Below are 14,792 nucleotides of genomic sequence, written 5' to 3'. Positions count from 1 at the left end.
AAAAACACCCCCCCTTGTGTCCCTCGGGCCCTCCCCCCGCGCCGCGCGGGGGGGGGGGGTCTCTATAACCCCGCCGTGTTCACTAAACCCTACCCCGCGGGGGCCCCGGGCGGCCCCCGCGCCCGTCTTGGCACCCCCCGAAGTCTTGGCACCCCCCGCAAACGGCAATTCGAAATTCAGCGGTGCCATCACCGCACGCCCGTTAACAAGCTTGCCGTCGATGAGATTCATCGGCGGCGAGCCGACGAAGCTCGCCACGTAGGTGTCGCGCGGATTGTTGTAAATCTCGTACGGGGTGCCGGTCTGGACGATGCGGCCATGGTTGAGCACGCCGACCTTGTCACCCATCGACATCGCCTCGATCTGATCGTGCGTCACGAACAGGAAGGTGGCGCCGAGCTGCATCTGCAGGTTCTTCAATTCGGTGCGCAGCGCCTCGCGCAATTTGGCGTCGAGCGCCGACAACGGCTCGTCCATCAGGAATACCCGCGGCTTGCGCACGATGGCGCGGCCGATCGAGACGCGCTGCATCTCGCCGCCTGAAAGCCGGTCGGTCTTGCGGTCGAGCAGATGCTCGATCCGCAGTGTCCTGGCAGCGCGGTCGACACGATCCTTGATCTCGGCATCGGGCAACCGGCGGATCTTCGGCTTCAGCGGAAATTCGAGGTTTTCGCGCACCGTATAACGCGGATAGAGCGAATATTGCTGCAGCACCAGCGCCACGTCGCGCTCGGCCGCGCCCCAATCGGCGACATCGACGCCGTCGATAAAGACCTGGCCTTCGCTCGGTTTTTCCAGGCCGGCAATCATGCGCAGCGTCGTCGTCTTGCCGGCGCCGGTCTCGCCGAGCAGGACGAAGAACTCGCCGTCGGCGATGTCGAGGTCGAGCCCGGTCAAAGCGGTGTGGTTGCCGAATTTCTTCGAAATGTTCTTGAGCTGGATGTGGGCCATCAGAGTCTCACTCCCAGCGATTTGCCGCTCGCCGTGTCGAAGAAATGCGCCTGGCTGGGATCGATTCTGACGAAGACCCTTTCGCCGGGGCCGCCGATGAAGCCGCTCTTGGTGCGTGCACGCAGCATCTTGGAGCCTACCTTGAGGTCGACGATATCGAAGGAGCCGAGCGGCTCAACGATCTGCGTCTCCACCGGCAAGAACCCCTCGGCGGCTTCGCGGCGAACGAGAACGCCTTCCGGCCGGATGCCGAGCGCGAGCTGGCCGCCGGCATGGCCGTTGAGCTTCGACAGCAAGGTGCGCGGGAATTCGAAGCCGGCGGCCGCATCGCCGACCGTGACCGAGGCCGACGAGGCTTTCTCGGTCACCGAAGCGTCGGCGACGTTCATCACCGGGCTGCCGACAAACTGCGCGACGAAAAGATTCGCCGGATGCGAATAGACCTCGTCCGGCGAGCCGACCTGCTGCAGTACGCCCTCATGCATGATGACGATGCGGTCGGCGAGGCTCATCGCCTCGATCTGGTCGTGAGTGACGTAGATGCTGGTCGAGCCCTGCTTGATGTGCAGCCGCTTGATCTCGGCCCTCATCTCCTCGCGCAGCTTGGCATCGAGCGCGCCGATCGGCTCGTCCATCAGCATCGCCTTCGGCCGCCGCACCAAGGCTCGGCCGATCGCGACGCGCTGCATGTCGCCGCCCGACAGGGCGGATGGTTTCTTGGCGAGGAGATCGCTGATCTGCAGCGTCTTGGCGACCGAGCGCACCTCGCTGTCGATCTCGGCCTTGCTCTTGCGCGTCGCCCTCAGTGGAAAGGCGATGTTCTCGTAGACGCTCATATGCGGATAGAGCGAGAACGATTGGAAGACCATGGCGATGTCGCGGTCGGCGGCCTTGAGGTGCTGGACCGGCTTGCCGTCGATGAGGATGTCGCCGCCGTCGATCGTCTCCAGTCCGGCAACGGCCCTGAGCGTCGTCGTCTTGCCGCAGCCCGACTGGCCGAGCAGCACGATGAACTCGTTATCGTCGATCTTCAGGTTGAGGTCCTTGATGACCTGGACGGCGCCGAAATATTTCTGGACGCCGCGAAGCTCGATCTGGGTCAATGCTGTGCCCCCGGGTTTGCCCCTTGCCCGGTGCCGGCCTTCTCCTCCGGCGCGATCTTGGAGGTGATGTTGAAGCCGATCAGGCCGATCAGGATGATGGTCACGCCGTAGCTGTGCAGCAGCATGTGCCATGGCTGGCAGAGCGCGATGATGCCGAGCACCATCAGCACCTGGCTGCCCGGTTCAAGATATTTCTGATTGATGTCGCGAAAACTCATTTGCGGATCGCTCCGAAGGACATGCCGCGCAAGAGGTGGTTGCGGAGCAGGAAGGTGAAGATCGCAACCGGCAGCAGGAACAGGAAGGTTCCGGCGGCAATCACCGTCCAGTCCGGCAGGCCGGCGCCGACCTGGCTGGGAATGAAAGGCGGCGCCGTCTGGGCACGGCGGCTGGTCATGATCAGTGCGAAGGCATATTCGTTCCACGCCGTGATAAAGCAGAACACGGCGGTGGCGGCGATGCCGGTGGCGGCCTCGGGCAGCACGATCTTGAAGAAGGCCTCCATGCGCGTATAGCCGTCGACGAGGGCCGCCTCCTCATACTCCTTGGGGATCTCGTCCATGAAGCCTTTCATCAGCCACACCGAGAAGGACAGGTTGAAGGCGGTGTAAAGGATGATCAGGCCGACATGGGAATCGTTGAGGCCGACCGCCCGGTACATCAGGAACATCGGAATGGCGACGACCACCGGCGGCAGCATGCGCGTCGACAGGATGAAGAACAGCAGGTCCGCCTCGCCTTTCACCTTGAAGCGCGAGAACCCATAGGCGGTGAAGGTGCCCATGCCGACGGCCAGGACGGTCGAGGTTATGGCAACGATCAGCGAGTTCATGAAACGGCTCGGATAGCCCGACCACTGCACCTGGCCCTTGCCGTCGCGCACGATCTTTTCGCCGCCATTGAAGACGACGCGCTCCCACCACGGCGCAGCCGCGTACTCCTCCGGTGATGGCGGGCTGCGCAGCTGCGAACGCTTGGTGAACAACTTGACGAAGGGCGATATCTCCGGCTGGAAAACCACCGTCGGCGGAATGGTGGTGGCGAGGTTGCGCGGCTTGAACGCCGTCGAGGCTATCCAGTAGATCGGCGCCAGGAAGATGATCGTCACCAGCAGGACGGCGACGATGGCGACCCGGTTGAAGGTGATTTCGGAAGAAGTGCGGACTGCGGCCATCTCAGCGCTCCTTCACCTTGTTGAGGTATTTGACATAGATGTTGGTGATCGCCAGCACCATGATCAGCACGATGTAGGCGAGCGCGCAGGAGCGCCCGGTCTGCCATTCCTGGAACGCCATCTTGTAGAGCCGGATCGAGATCAGCTCGGCCGTCGGCTGGCTGGTCAGGATATAGGCGAGGTCGAAGGTCTTGAACGCTTCCATGGTGCGGAAGATGACCGCGATCATCAGGATCGGCGCGACCAGCGGCAGCGTGATGCGGAAGAAGGTGTAGAACGGCCCGGCCCTGTCGATCGCGGCGGCCTCGTAGAGATGCTTGGGCACGGCCGACAGGCCGGCCAGCGACAACAGCATGACGAAGGGCGACCACATCCAGATATCGGTCAGCGCGACCGCATAGAGCGCCATTTTCGGATCCGACAGCCATTCGAAGGTGCCGAGGCCCAGCGCATAATTGATGATGCCGAAGGACGGATCGTAGAGCAGTTTCCAGAACAGGCCGACGACGGCCATAGACAGCATCATCGGCAACAACAGGAGCGTCGTCAGCAGGCCCTTGAGCGGAATGTCGCGGTTGAGCAGCATGGCCACGCCGAAGCCGACGAGCAGCTGGCCGGCGACCGAGATGATGACGTATTTTGCGGTGATGGCGAAGTTGGACCAGACATAGGGATCGCTGAGCAGGTCGCGATAGTTTTGCAGCCCGACGAAATTCGCCGCCGCGCTGGTCGAGGCGCGGAAATCGGTGAACGAATAGCCCAGCGAATAGATCAGCGGGAAGATGTTGAAGACGATCAGAAACAGGATCGTCGGGATGATGAAGAGATTGCGGATCGAAATGTCGCTTAGACCGCGAGCGGCGGCCCGCGAGGTCGTGTCCAGCGTGGTGATCATCGTGGTCGCCAAGACCCTGCTCCCGGTTCAAAAATCAGAAAAAGAAACGGAGGAGGCACGAACGCCCCCTCCGTGAAACTCATACTTATTGGCCGCGGCCGTATTTCTTGAAGGTCGCGTTCCAGTCGGCTGCCAGTGCGTCCAGCGTCTCCTTGGCGGTGCCTTCGCCGCCGATCATGTAGGGATAGATGCGCTGGTTGAGCTGCTGCAGCAGTTCGGCATATTCCGGAACCGCCCAGAAGTCCTTGACCTTGAACATGGTCTCGTAGAACGCCTTGTTGTAGGGCGTGGCGTTCTGGAATTCGGGCGACTTGAGCACGGCGGCACTGCAGGTGTAGCCGCCAAGCGCTGCCCATTTCTTCTGGGTCTCGTCCTTGATGAACCATTCCAGGAACTTCGTCGCCTCTCCCTGCTTCTGCGAGTATGAAACGATGGAGATGCCCTGACCGCCGAGTGCGGCGAACTGGTCGCCGTTCGGGCCGGGAGGATTGGCGAAGAAACCGGTGTTCTTGGCATTCGGGTTCGACGCCTCGTTGATCAGCGAGGGGAAGAACGCGAAGTAGTTCATGCTCATCGCGGCCAGGTTTTCAGTGATCGCCTGGTTGTCCTCGACGAAGAACGACTTGGCCCAGCCCGGAGGCGTGAACTTGTAGAGTTCCTTGTAGGCGTCGAGCGCCGCGATCGCCTTGTCGGAGTTGATGAAGCCGTCGACCTTGTAGGTCTTATAATCACCCAGCTCGCCGCCAAAGGAAAACAGCGCGTTTTCGAAGCCCATCGCCATCGCGTCATACGAATTGTCGGTGTAGATGGCGATGCCGTATTTTTTCTGGTCCGGCCGGTAGAAGAACTCGGCGATGTCGCGCAGCGCCTTGAAATCCTTCGGCACGTCGAGATCGTAGCCATACTTGGCCTTGAAGGCTTCCTTTTCCTTCGGATCCTCGAACCAGTCCTTGCGGTAGGACCAGCCGACGGCGTCGCCTTCAAGCGGAATGGCCCAGTACTTGCTGCTGCCGCCCGGATATTCGGCGTAGTACTTCACCGTCGCCGGTGCCATCACGTCGCCGACCTTGTGCTTGTTGAAGAAGTCGGTCAGGTCGACATAGTGGCCACCAGTCGAGCCGGCACCGAGCCATTGCGAGTCGCCGACGACCATATCATAGGCATCGCCATGGGCGTTGAACTCGGTGAAGGCCTTGGTCTGGAAGTCGGGCCACGGTGTGGTTTCCACCGTGATTTTGACGCCGGTTTCCTTCTCGTACTCGTTGCCGAGTTCCTGCAGGTAATTGGCCGGATCCCATTCCGCCCAGAAGATTGTAAGTTCCTTTTCCTGCGCGTAGACGGACGTTCCGCAGGCTAGCACTAAGCCGATACCAGCAAGCAAGCTGGTCATTGTCTTGCGCATAATGATTTCCTCCCTTGTGCGCATTCTACCGCGTCATGCGAGCCGGCGGCGAGGCCGGCCCTGGTAGTCCTCCCGTGACGGCACCGTTCCGGTTTTTGAGCCTCCTCGTTCGACCGAAACGGATATTAGCCTTCACCCTTTGATCCGCTTTATTTGTCCTGATCTGGTATTACCAATTTCAGACGAACGTCAAGCCCTTTCTTGGACGGTGGCGGACACGCAGACAAGTTGGTTTCTGCGATATCTGCCTGTTTTCCCTGAATTTTCCTACTCCTTGATACATAGGGGCCTTGCCTCGGCCGCTGCATCGCCAATAGTATAAGTAGGCAGGGTGCAAATCTGGTCGAACCAGATTGGCGTCATCTAGCGGCTGTCATCGGTGCGATCCCATCTCCTTCAATCATCGATTCCGTCACAGCTGCGCGTACCAGCGCGCTGGCGGCCCATTGCGCGACCGACATCATACTGCGGCTGTCCAATCCCCATATATCCTTCAGTACGATCAGCATCTCAACACCGAAGATCAATGACAGCGCCTGCGCGAGCCGCTTGAATTCGCGCGGCGGCAACCGGCCTTTGAGTGGCGCAATCGCATCTTTCAAAAGATCGACGCGATGGCCGCGCGTGAACGCCGGTTCGCCGTCAAACGTGCCTGCCTGTCGCTGCGCCCACTGGTCGAGCGACAGTTTCAGCGCCGCCTTGAACGTCGCTTCGAAGGCCTCGATGCGCGGCATGGCGGTCTCGAACAGCTCGGCCACCCGGCGCTCGGGATCGGCAGAGCTCGATTTCCAGGTAAGGATCGGTCCGAGCCCCTCATCGACCACCGCCTGCACCAGCGCCGCCTGGCTCGGAAAATACCGATAGGCGGTGGCGCGTGAGACTTCCGCCGCCTCCGCCACCTCGCTGACCGACGGCGTGGCGCCCGCCTGCATCAGCTTTGTCGCCGTCTCCAGCATCAGCCGCCTGGTGCGCGCGCGGGCCCCGCGCTCTACCCGCGGGTTCGGCCCCTGGCCGGCATCGTCGTCCGTTGCCGCTTGTTGACGTGAGACATTCATGTCAATACGATACGCGCGTCTCAAAAAATTGCAATGGCCCTTCGCGCCGTCGAATGGCCGGGCAAAGGGGCGGCAGCGTCGAACACGCCCAGGACCGGGGAAACGCGATGAAGCGCATCTATGTGGTGGGCACCGCCGACACCAAGGGCGAGGAACTCGCTTTTCTGGCCGATGCGGTCGCCGCAACCGGCGCTTCGATTGCCCGTGTCGACATCGGAACACGCGGCGCGACCGTGCCGGTCGATGTTTCGGCAGACGAGGTCGCCAGCCACCATTCAGAGGGTCGCAATGCCGTGCTCGGCGTCGACGACCACGGCACCGCAGTGGCGGCGATGGCTGCCGCCTTTGCCCGATTTGTTCAATCGCGTAGCGATATTGCCGGGATTATCGGTATCGGCGGTGGCGGCGGCACCTCGATCATCACCACAGGCATGCGCACGCTGCCGCTCGGCCTGCCCAAGATCATGGTTTCGACCTTGGCCTCCGGCGACACCGCGCCTTATGTCGACGTCTCCGACATCGTCATGATGCCGTCGGTGACCGACATGGCCGGCCTCAACCGGCTTTCCCGTGTCGTGCTGCACAATGCCGCCCAGGCGATATCAGCCATGGCGGCAAATCCGGCGCCGCCGCCCGACGGCAAACCGTCGCTCGGCCTCACCATGTTCGGCGTCACCACGCCATGCGTGACCGCGATCGCCGATGAGCTTCGTTCCACCTATGACTGTATGGTCTTCCACGCCACCGGCACCGGCGGCCGCACCATGGAAAAATTGGCCGACAGCGGCCTGTTGTCCGGCGTCATCGACATCACAACGACCGAAGTCTGCGACTTGCTGTTTGGCGGCGTGCTGCCGGCGACGGACGATCGCTTTGGTGCCATCGCCCGCACCGGGCTGCCTTATGTCGGCTCGGTCGGCGCGCTCGACATGGTCAATTTCTGGGCGCCGCCAACAATTCCGGAACGCTATCGCGGCCGGCTATTCTATGAGCACAATCCAAACGTCACACTGATGCGCACCACCGCCGACGAAAGCAGAATGATCGGCGAATGGATCGGTACAAGGCTGAGCCTCTGCCAGGGTCCGGTTCGTTTCCTCATTCCGGAGAAAGGCGTGTCGGCGCTCGACATCGAAGGCGGCGCCTTCTTCGACCCTGAAGCCGATGCAGCTTTGTTCGAGGCGATCGAGCGCACCATCAAACCCGCCAAAACGCGGCGCGTTCTGCGCCTGCCGCTGCATATCAACGACCCCGAATTCGCCTGGGCCGCCACAACGGCCTTCCTCGACATCGCCAGACAGTGAGACACCAAGATATGGCCGCCATACCGCGCAAGAAAATCCTGGAGAAATTCGGCAAGATGATCGCGGACGGCGTTCCGATCGTCGGCGGCGGTGCCGGCACCGGCCTGTCGGCCAAGGCAGAGGAAGCTGGCGGCATCGACCTGATCATCATCTACAATTCCGGCCGCTACCGCATGGCCGGGCGCGGCTCGGCCGCCGGCCTGCTCGCCTATGGCAACGCCAACGAGATCGTCAAGGAGATGGCCTACGAAGTGCTGCCGGTAGTGAAGAAGACGCCGGTGCTGGCCGGCGTCAACGGCACCGATCCCTTCGTCATCATGCCGCTGCTTTTGGCCGAGTTGAAGACGATGGGCTTTTCCGGTGTGCAGAACTTTCCGACCATCGGCCTGTTCGACGGCCAGATGCGGCAGAGTTTTGAAGAAACCGGCATGGGCTTCGGGCTCGAGGTCGACATGATCGCCGAGGCTCACAAACTCGACCTGTTGACCACGCCCTACGTCTTCAATCCAGACGAGGCTCGCGCCATGACACAAGCCGGCGCCGACATCGTCGTCGCCCATATGGGGGTGACCACCGGCGGTTCGATCGGTGCGACCTCGGCTAAATCGCTGGACGACTGTGTGAAGAAGATCGACGCCATTGCCGAAGCGGCACGCTCAGTGCGCGAGGATATCATCCTGCTTTGCCATGGCGGGCCGATCTCGATGCCGGACGACGCCAAATATATTCTCGAGCGCTGCAAGGGCCTGCACGGTTTCTACGGCGCGAGTTCGATGGAACGGCTGCCGGCGGAAGCTTCGATCGCCAGGCAAACGGCGGATTTCAAGGCCGTCACGTTCGGCGCTGCGTAGAAGAAGGGGTGAGACGATGACCGACAACAGCAAGGTGTTCGTATACCCAAAAGACGTCAGCGCCTTCGGCTTCGACTGGGGCAGGCTGTCGCTGACGGTCGCTCCCGAAGTGAACGGCGCGAAGCGCTTTTCCGGTGGTGTCGTCGACCTGCCGTCGGGCAAGGGCCATACGCGTCATAACCATCCGGGTGCCGAGGAGATCATTTTCGTCATCTCAGGCAATGGCGAGCAGATGGTCGAAGACGAGAAGGGCAATCCGGTCGTCGAGAAGGTCGGCCCCGGTTGCACCATCTATGTGCCGGAAAGCCGCTTCCATTCGACGCTCAATACCGGCGACGCGCCGATGCAGCTTTTCGTCGTCTATTCGCCGGCCGGGCCCGAATTGGCACTGCGCGACCTGCCGGATTTCAGGCTGCTGCCGTCAGGTGGGAATTGAGATAGACGGCGCCTAAGCCCCGCCCCTGTTCCAGCCCCTACCCCGATCGCCGAACATAATGTAACCGGCGCCGGTCACCGCCACCGTGTCCTCCAGCTTGATGAAGCCGCGCGTCGGGTGGAGCATGGTCGTCTCGACCGAAAGCACCATGTTCTTCTCCAGCGGCTTTGCGGCATAGGTGCCTTCATAGGTCACCGGATGGTTGGTCATCAGGAACGGCGCTTCGTGCGTGATCAGCCCCATGCCATGCGCGAAGAAATCGGTATAGGCCGCAACCTTGGATTTCTTCAGCACGCCTTCGGCATGAGAAATCATGTCACCGCCCAGCGTGCCCGCCTTTACCTTGGAGAAGGCCGCCTGCTGCACCGTCTCGATCTCGGCCAGCAGATCCTCGAGTTCGGCGTCAGGCTCACCCAGCACGCCCATGCGGCAAAGGTCGCCGATATAGCCGTGGTAGTTGCCGCCGGAATCGATCGACATCACCTCGCCCTTCTTCCACGTTTGCGGCGAGGCCGCGCGGTTGTGACTGGAGCCTAGCGTCAACAGGCAATATTCGAAATGCGCGCCGCGATTGGTCTCCTCGCGCCTGAGCTGTTCGATGATCTCGCTCTTGGTTGTGCCTTCGCGTGCCCAGCCGATGGTCGCCAGCATGGAATCGGTGATCAGCTCCGAAGCAATGCGCAGCTTCTCCAGCTCGGCTTCGGTTTTGATTGCTCGCATGCGCTCCAGCATGTGCGTGGCGTCGATCAGCTTGGCGTCCGGCAGCGCGTTGCGGATCAGCATATAGGCGTCGGACGGCAGGAAGGCGGGCTCGATGCCAATGCGGGCATTGCCCTTGCCGATCTTCCGCAAATGCTCGACCGCCAGGTTGGCGGCATCGAGCGTGCCCCAGCAGGCGGCATGCAGCGTCGGCGTCCAGAACGGATGGTTCTGGTGCTCGCCGCCCTCCATGCGGTTGCCGATATAGGCGGCATGCTCCGGCCCGCCTTTCTCGTAGACGACGACAGGCAGATAGCGGCTATGGCCGATCGCATCCATGGCGGCGAAGAAGATGAACTTGTAGCCGCCAAGCAGATATTGCGTGTTGTGCTTGGAGGTGGCGAGCAGCACGTCGATGCCGGCTTCCTCCATCAGCCCGTCCACCCTGGCCTGGTCGAACGGCACGCTGCCGACGACATTCTTGCCCGGAGCAACGTTCATTGTCTCTCTCCCTGAAGTGCCATGACCGACCGCACGTGGCGCCGGCCTTTCTGGTTTTAGAGCCTTGGCTCCCCTCAAATCTGCATCATTTTGCCCGGTCTGGTCCAGCCAGAATGGGTCGAGCGGGCGCCAAAAGCTCATTCCGCTACCGGCATGGTCTAATCTGGTCCGGCCAGATCAGCGCATTGGACCGCTTCCCTGTAACTGGTCCAGCGGACGGAAATTTCAAAGCCACGTGAGGATGCGCCAATTCCGTCTCTGGCGAAACCCCGGACAAGGGCCATAATCAGCTTTGCAGGATGCTCACGAGCGTCCGAGGGGTACGGCGCACCCGGCCGGGTCGCGGAGAGGACGGAGTTCGATCATGCCAGAGTTCACCATTTCCAGGCGTACGATGCTTGCGGGTTCGGCATTGCTGCTGGCCTCCACCGCCATGCCGACGATCGGCTGGGCGCAGACGCCGAAAAAGGGCGGACGACTGGTTGTCGCCGCTGATTCCGAGCCGCGCAATCTCAATCCGGCGATTGTCGCCTCGAACGGCGTCTTCTTCATCTCGAGCAAGATCGTGGAAACCTTGGCCGAGGCCTCCTTCGGCGGCAAGGACGGGCTCGAGCCACGGCTGGCGCTCAGCTGGGAAGGCGCCGCCGACGGCCTGTCGGTGACGTTCAAACTGCGCGAGGACGTCAAATGGCATGACGGGAAGCCCTTCACCTCAGCCGATGTCGCCTTCTCGGCGCTGCAGGTCTGGAAACCGCTGCAGAATCTCGGCCGCACCGTGTTCAAGGATCTGGAGGCGGTCGACACGCCGGACGAGGCGACCGCCGTGTTCAAATTCGCCAAGCCGACCCCGTTCCAGCTGATCCGCAACGCCTTGCCGGCGCTGAGCAGCGTGGTGCCCAAGCACATCTACGAGACCGGAAAGATCGAGGACAACCCGGCCAACAACGCCCCGGTCGGCACCGGACCGTTCAAATTTGCCGAATACAAGCCCGGCGAATATTACCGGCTGGAGAAGAACACCGACTATTGGGGCAAGGACGAGCCCTATCTCGATGAGATCATCTATCAGGTGCTGCCGGACCGCACGTCGGCGGCCAGCGCGCTCGAGGCCGAAGAGATCCAGCTCGCCGCCTTCTCCGCCGTGCCCCTGGCCGATCTCGACCGCATCTCCAAAGTGCCCGGCCTCAAGGTGATCACCAAAGGATACGAAGGGCTGACTTACCAACTGGTCGTCGAGATCAACCATCGCCGCAAGGAGCTGGCCGACCTGAAAGTGCGCCAGGCGATCGCTCACGCTATCGACAAGGATTTCGTCGTGAAGACGGTGTTTCTCGGCTATGCCGCCACCGCCACCGGCCCGGTGCCGAAAAACGACCCGCAATTCTACACCGCCGACGTGCCGACCTATGCTTTCGACGTCGCCAAGGCCAACGCCTTGCTCGACGAGGCCCGCTACAGCCGAGGCGATGATGGCAAGCGCTTTTCGCTGAAACTGCTGCCGGCGCCCTATTTCAACGAGACCAAGCAGTTCGGCGACTATCTTCGTCAGGCGCTCGCCGCCATCGGCATCGACGCCCAGCTGGTCAACAACGACTCTGCCGCGCATATCAAGGCGGTTTACACCGACCACGCCTTCGACCTTGCGGTCGGGCCGCCGGTGTTCCGCGGCGATCCGGCGATCTCGACCACCATCCTGGTGCAGAGCGGCATTCCCGACGGGGTGCCTTTCTCCAACCAGGGCGGCTACAAGAACGCCGATCTCGACGCTCTGATCGCCAAGGCATCGGAGACGCTTGACACCGCCGCCCGCACCGAACTCTACAAGGAGTTCCAGAGAAAAGTTGCCGCCGACCTGCCACTGATCAACGTCGCCGAATGGAGTTTCATCAGCGTCGCCCGCGATACGGTCAAGAACATCGCCAACACCCCGCGCTGGGCGGTGTCGAACTGGGCGGACACCTATTTAGAATCGTGACACATTCTGGCGGATGAAAATTCGCGCCGGAATCCGTGTGGAAACTTGGTCAAATACCGAGTTCCTTCACACCCCCCTCTGTCCTGCCGGACATCTCCCCCGCAAAGGGGGAGATTGGCTGGCCGCAACGTCGGCTTATTTGCCTGCTGCGTTGAAGATTGGCGAAATCGCTAATGACATCCGATCTCCCCCCTTGCGGGGGAGATGTCCGGCAGGACAGAGGGGGGTGGGAAGAAACACCGCATCTCCTAATTGCCACTGCGCCAAGCACCCGGCGCCGCCATGAGCCGCGCCCTCACCCTCCTTCGCCGTCGCCTCGTCGGCAGCATCTTCGTGTTGCTGATTGTCGTCATCGGCACCTTCCTGTTGCTCGAAGCCGCTCCCGGCGATGCGGTCGATGCCTACATCGTCTCGACCGGCGGCGACGCCGGCATGATCGAGCTGTTGCGTCACCGCTGGGGGCTCGACCAATCTGAGCTGACGCGGCTGGCCAATTACCTTTGGGCGCTGCTGCATCTCGACCTTGGCCAGTCCGTCACCTTTTCGCGGCCGATCCGCGATGTCATCACCGAGCGCCTGCCCAACACGCTGCTGTTGATGGGCAGCGCCACCGCGCTCTCCTTCGGACTCGGCTCGGTGCTCGGCATCTATGCCGGCGCCAGACCCGGCAGCGTTCGTGATCGCTTCCTGTCTATCGGCTCGCTGGCGGTCTATGCCATACCGGGCTTCTGGCTCGGGCTGGTGCTGATCATCGTCTTTGCCGTCGACCTGCGCTGGTTTCCGATCGGCGGCATCGAGAGCATCGCCTCGGCCAGGACCGGCCTTGATCGCGCTGGCGACATCGCCCGCCATCTCGTCCTGCCGGTCTCCGCGCTCGGCTTCATTTATCTCGCGCTCTATCTGCGCATGACGCGCGCCGGCATGGCCGAGGTCTGGCGGCAGGATTTTGTCCTCGCCGCTCGCGCCAGGGGACTTTCCCGCCGTCGCGTCGTGCTCGCCCATGTCGCCCGCAACGCGCTGTTGCCGCTGGTCACCATGCTTGGCCTGCAGTCCGCGCAAATGCTGGGCGGCAGCGTCGTCATCGAAAGCGTCTTTTCGGTGCCAGGCCTTGGCCGATTGGCGCAGGAAGCGGTGGCGGCACGCGACACGCCGTTGCTGCTCGGCATCATTCTCGTCAGCGCCGTTCTGGTCGTCATCATCAACCTTCTCGTCGACATCGCCTACGCCGTCCTCGATCCGCGCGTCGGAGCCAATGAGGCCGGCGCGTGAACCCGCTTCGCCGTTTTCTCCGGACGCCGGAAGCGATCGCCGGCATTGTCATCCTGGCGGCGCTGTTTGCCGTGGCGCTTGCCGCACCTTTGTTCTTTCCCGGCGATCCGCAGGCCATTGCCGGGCCGGCATTGCTGCCGCCGTTCCAGGACTGGTCGCTTCCACTAGGCACCGACCGCCTCGGCCGTGACATGCTGGCCGAGCTTTTCCACGGCGCCCGCACCTCGCTGGCGGTCGGCCTGGCGGCCGCCGCCGCCGCCCTTGCCGTCGGCGCAGTGATCGGCACGCTGGCCGGCTTTGCCGGCGGCCTTATCGACGAAGTGCTGATGCGCATCACCGACGCTTTCCAGACCGTGCCAGCTTTTCTGCTGGCTTTGGCTTTCGTCAGCATCGTCGGGCCGTCGCTCGGCGTCGTCGTCGCGGCGATCGCACTGGGCGCCTGGACCGGACCGGCACGCGTGGCGCGAGCCGAAGTGCTGTCGATCCGCGAGCGCGATTTTGTAGCGGGCGCCCGCGTCATCGGCATGCATCCGCTGGAGATCGCCTTTCGCGAGGTGCTGCCCAACGCATTGCCGCCGGTACTGGCATTGTCGTCGGTGATCGTCGCCGCGGCGATTCTCACCGAAGCGGCATTGTCCTTTCTCGGCCTCGGCGACCCCAACCGCGTTACCTGGGGCGGCATGATCGCCGAAGGCCGTGCCGTGCTGCGCACCGCGCCGTTCCTGTCGATCGTTCCGGGAATAGCACTCGTGCTCACGGTGCTAGGTGTGTATCTCGCCGGCGAAGGCGTCGTCGAGACGACGGCGGTGAGGAGGGGCCTGTCGTGACGGCGCTGCTTTCGATCCGCAATCTGACGGTGACCTATCGCCGCGATGGCTCCGAGGTGACGGCACTAAAGAGTGTCAGCCTCGACATTCCCGCCGGCGAGCGCTTTGCCATCATCGGCGAGAGCGGTTCGGGCAAGAGCACGCTGGCGCTTGCCATTGCCGGGCTGCTGCCGGGTTCTGCCAGGATCGAAGGCCGCATCGATTGGCTCTTGCGCCCGCCGCCAATGTCTGGTGCCAAGACACCCCCCTGATGGGGGCGGGTGAGAGCGCGCCCGCGGCAGGCCGGGGGGGGGCGGGCGGGACCGCGTTAGCTGAGCTCGGCGCGGGTGCCTCGGCGGGGGGGCGACGAG

At 62.6% G+C, this 14,792-nt stretch carries 14 protein-coding genes and 1 pseudogene; 7 read left to right on the top strand and 8 right to left on the bottom strand.

Annotated features, from left to right (window positions below):
• The 7 genes from NKH01_RS34075 to NKH01_RS34045 form a co-directional block, all read right to left on the bottom strand.
• Positions 1-951: ABC transporter ATP-binding protein (locus tag NKH01_RS34075; RefSeq protein ID WP_353024626.1), on the bottom strand; the 951-nt coding region annotated here is incomplete at its 3' end.
• Positions 951-2,054 carry an ABC transporter ATP-binding protein gene (locus NKH01_RS34070; RefSeq protein WP_352484972.1) on the bottom strand — a complete coding sequence of 368 codons (1,104 nt, stop codon included), beginning with the start codon at positions 2,052-2,054 and terminating at the stop codon, positions 951-953. The genes NKH01_RS34075 and NKH01_RS34070, both read right to left, overlap by 1 nt.
• Complete coding sequence (locus tag NKH01_RS34065; protein WP_023722317.1) at positions 2,051-2,272, bottom strand: hypothetical protein; 222 nt, start codon at positions 2,270-2,272, stop codon at positions 2,051-2,053. The genes NKH01_RS34070 and NKH01_RS34065 overlap by 4 nt, the downstream gene beginning before the upstream one ends.
• The gene (locus NKH01_RS34060) at positions 2,269-3,228 is read right to left on the bottom strand and encodes a carbohydrate ABC transporter permease (RefSeq protein ID WP_023722316.1); all 960 of its coding nucleotides are present in this window, start codon (positions 3,226-3,228) and stop codon (positions 2,269-2,271) included. The genes NKH01_RS34065 and NKH01_RS34060 overlap by 4 nt, the downstream gene beginning before the upstream one ends.
• Position 3,229: 1 nt before the next feature.
• Entirely contained in the window at positions 3,230-4,135 is a 906-nt protein-coding gene (locus NKH01_RS34055; protein ID WP_352847300.1) for a carbohydrate ABC transporter permease, read from the bottom strand.
• A gap of 73 nt (positions 4,136-4,208) precedes the next feature.
• Complete coding sequence (locus NKH01_RS34050) at positions 4,209-5,525, bottom strand: ABC transporter substrate-binding protein (RefSeq protein WP_353024625.1); 1,317 nt, start codon at positions 5,523-5,525, stop codon at positions 4,209-4,211.
• Positions 5,526-5,884: 359 nt separating this feature from the next.
• Positions 5,885-6,580, bottom strand: a complete 696-nt coding sequence (locus tag NKH01_RS34045) for a TetR/AcrR family transcriptional regulator (protein ID WP_023722313.1) — start codon at positions 6,578-6,580, stop codon at positions 5,885-5,887.
• Between the two features lie 107 nt (positions 6,581-6,687).
• Here NKH01_RS34045 and NKH01_RS34040 point away from each other — a divergent pair, with 107 nt between their 5' ends.
• The 3 genes from NKH01_RS34040 to NKH01_RS34030 are packed head-to-tail and all read left to right on the top strand — an operon-like array spanning position 6,688 to position 9,171.
• A complete protein-coding gene (locus NKH01_RS34040; protein ID WP_353024624.1) occupies positions 6,688-7,884 on the top strand; it encodes a Tm-1-like ATP-binding domain-containing protein in 1,197 nt (398 codons plus the stop codon).
• Positions 7,885-7,895: 11 nt separating this feature from the next.
• A complete protein-coding gene (locus NKH01_RS34035; protein ID WP_353024623.1) occupies positions 7,896-8,735 on the top strand; it encodes a phosphoenolpyruvate hydrolase family protein in 840 nt (279 codons plus the stop codon).
• A 16-nt stretch (positions 8,736-8,751) separates the two neighbouring features.
• On the top strand, positions 8,752-9,171 hold the full coding sequence (locus NKH01_RS34030) for a cupin domain-containing protein (RefSeq protein WP_023722310.1): 420 nt from the start codon (positions 8,752-8,754) through the stop codon (positions 9,169-9,171).
• Positions 9,172-9,183: 12 nt separating this feature from the next.
• Here the strand turns inward: NKH01_RS34030 and NKH01_RS34025 are convergent, their stop codons facing one another.
• Positions 9,184-10,371, bottom strand: a complete 1,188-nt coding sequence (locus NKH01_RS34025; protein ID WP_352484965.1) for a M24 family metallopeptidase — start codon at positions 10,369-10,371, stop codon at positions 9,184-9,186.
• 364 nt (positions 10,372-10,735) lie between these two features.
• Between NKH01_RS34025 and NKH01_RS34020 the strand changes: the two genes are divergently transcribed.
• From NKH01_RS34020 to NKH01_RS34005, 4 genes and pseudogenes are all read left to right on the top strand, one after another.
• Positions 10,736-12,346: an ABC transporter substrate-binding protein gene (locus NKH01_RS34020; RefSeq protein ID WP_353024622.1), complete on the top strand. Its 1,611-nt coding sequence runs from the start codon at positions 10,736-10,738 to the stop codon at positions 12,344-12,346.
• A gap of 282 nt (positions 12,347-12,628) precedes the next feature.
• Complete coding sequence (locus NKH01_RS34015; protein ID WP_353024621.1) at positions 12,629-13,615, top strand: ABC transporter permease; 987 nt, start codon at positions 12,629-12,631, stop codon at positions 13,613-13,615.
• Positions 13,612-14,442: an ABC transporter permease gene (locus tag NKH01_RS34010; RefSeq protein ID WP_023722306.1), complete on the top strand. Its 831-nt coding sequence runs from the start codon at positions 13,612-13,614 to the stop codon at positions 14,440-14,442. Before NKH01_RS34015 ends, NKH01_RS34010 begins: the two co-directional genes overlap by 4 nt.
• Positions 14,439-14,687, top strand: a pseudogene (locus NKH01_RS34005) (ATP-binding cassette domain-containing protein); the annotation flags it as partial. The gene NKH01_RS34010 and the pseudogene NKH01_RS34005, both read left to right, overlap by 4 nt.
• Positions 14,688-14,792: the final 105 nt, after the last annotated feature.

The organism is Mesorhizobium sp. M1403, assembly GCF_040317695.1.
Lineage (GTDB): Bacteria > Pseudomonadota > Alphaproteobacteria > Rhizobiales > Rhizobiaceae > Mesorhizobium.
Note: the sequence above shows the minus strand (reverse complement) of the source record. Positions and strands in the feature narration are given on the sequence as shown.

Excerpts from the sequence above, each read along its gene's own strand:
- NKH01_RS34035 (WP_353024623.1), top strand. The coding sequence starts at position 7,896 with ATGGCCGCCATACCGCGCAAGAAAATCCTGGAGAAATTCGGCAAGATG.
- NKH01_RS34030 (WP_023722310.1), top strand. The coding sequence starts at position 8,752 with ATGACCGACAACAGCAAGGTGTTCGTATACCCAAAAGACGTCAGCGCC.
- NKH01_RS34025 (WP_352484965.1), bottom strand. The coding sequence starts at position 10,371 with ATGAACGTTGCTCCGGGCAAGAATGTCGTCGGCAGCGTGCCGTTCGAC.
- NKH01_RS34015 (WP_353024621.1), top strand. The coding sequence starts at position 12,629 with ATGAGCCGCGCCCTCACCCTCCTTCGCCGTCGCCTCGTCGGCAGCATC.
- NKH01_RS34040 (WP_353024624.1), top strand. The coding sequence starts at position 6,688 with ATGAAGCGCATCTATGTGGTGGGCACCGCCGACACCAAGGGCGAGGAA.
- NKH01_RS34065 (WP_023722317.1), bottom strand. The coding sequence starts at position 2,272 with ATGAGTTTTCGCGACATCAATCAGAAATATCTTGAACCGGGCAGCCAG.
- NKH01_RS34050 (WP_353024625.1), bottom strand. The coding sequence starts at position 5,525 with ATGCGCAAGACAATGACCAGCTTGCTTGCTGGTATCGGCTTAGTGCTA.
- NKH01_RS34020 (WP_353024622.1), top strand. The coding sequence starts at position 10,736 with ATGCCAGAGTTCACCATTTCCAGGCGTACGATGCTTGCGGGTTCGGCA.
- NKH01_RS34045 (WP_023722313.1), bottom strand. The coding sequence starts at position 6,580 with ATGAATGTCTCACGTCAACAAGCGGCAACGGACGACGATGCCGGCCAG.
- NKH01_RS34060 (WP_023722316.1), bottom strand. The coding sequence starts at position 3,228 with ATGGCCGCAGTCCGCACTTCTTCCGAAATCACCTTCAACCGGGTCGCC.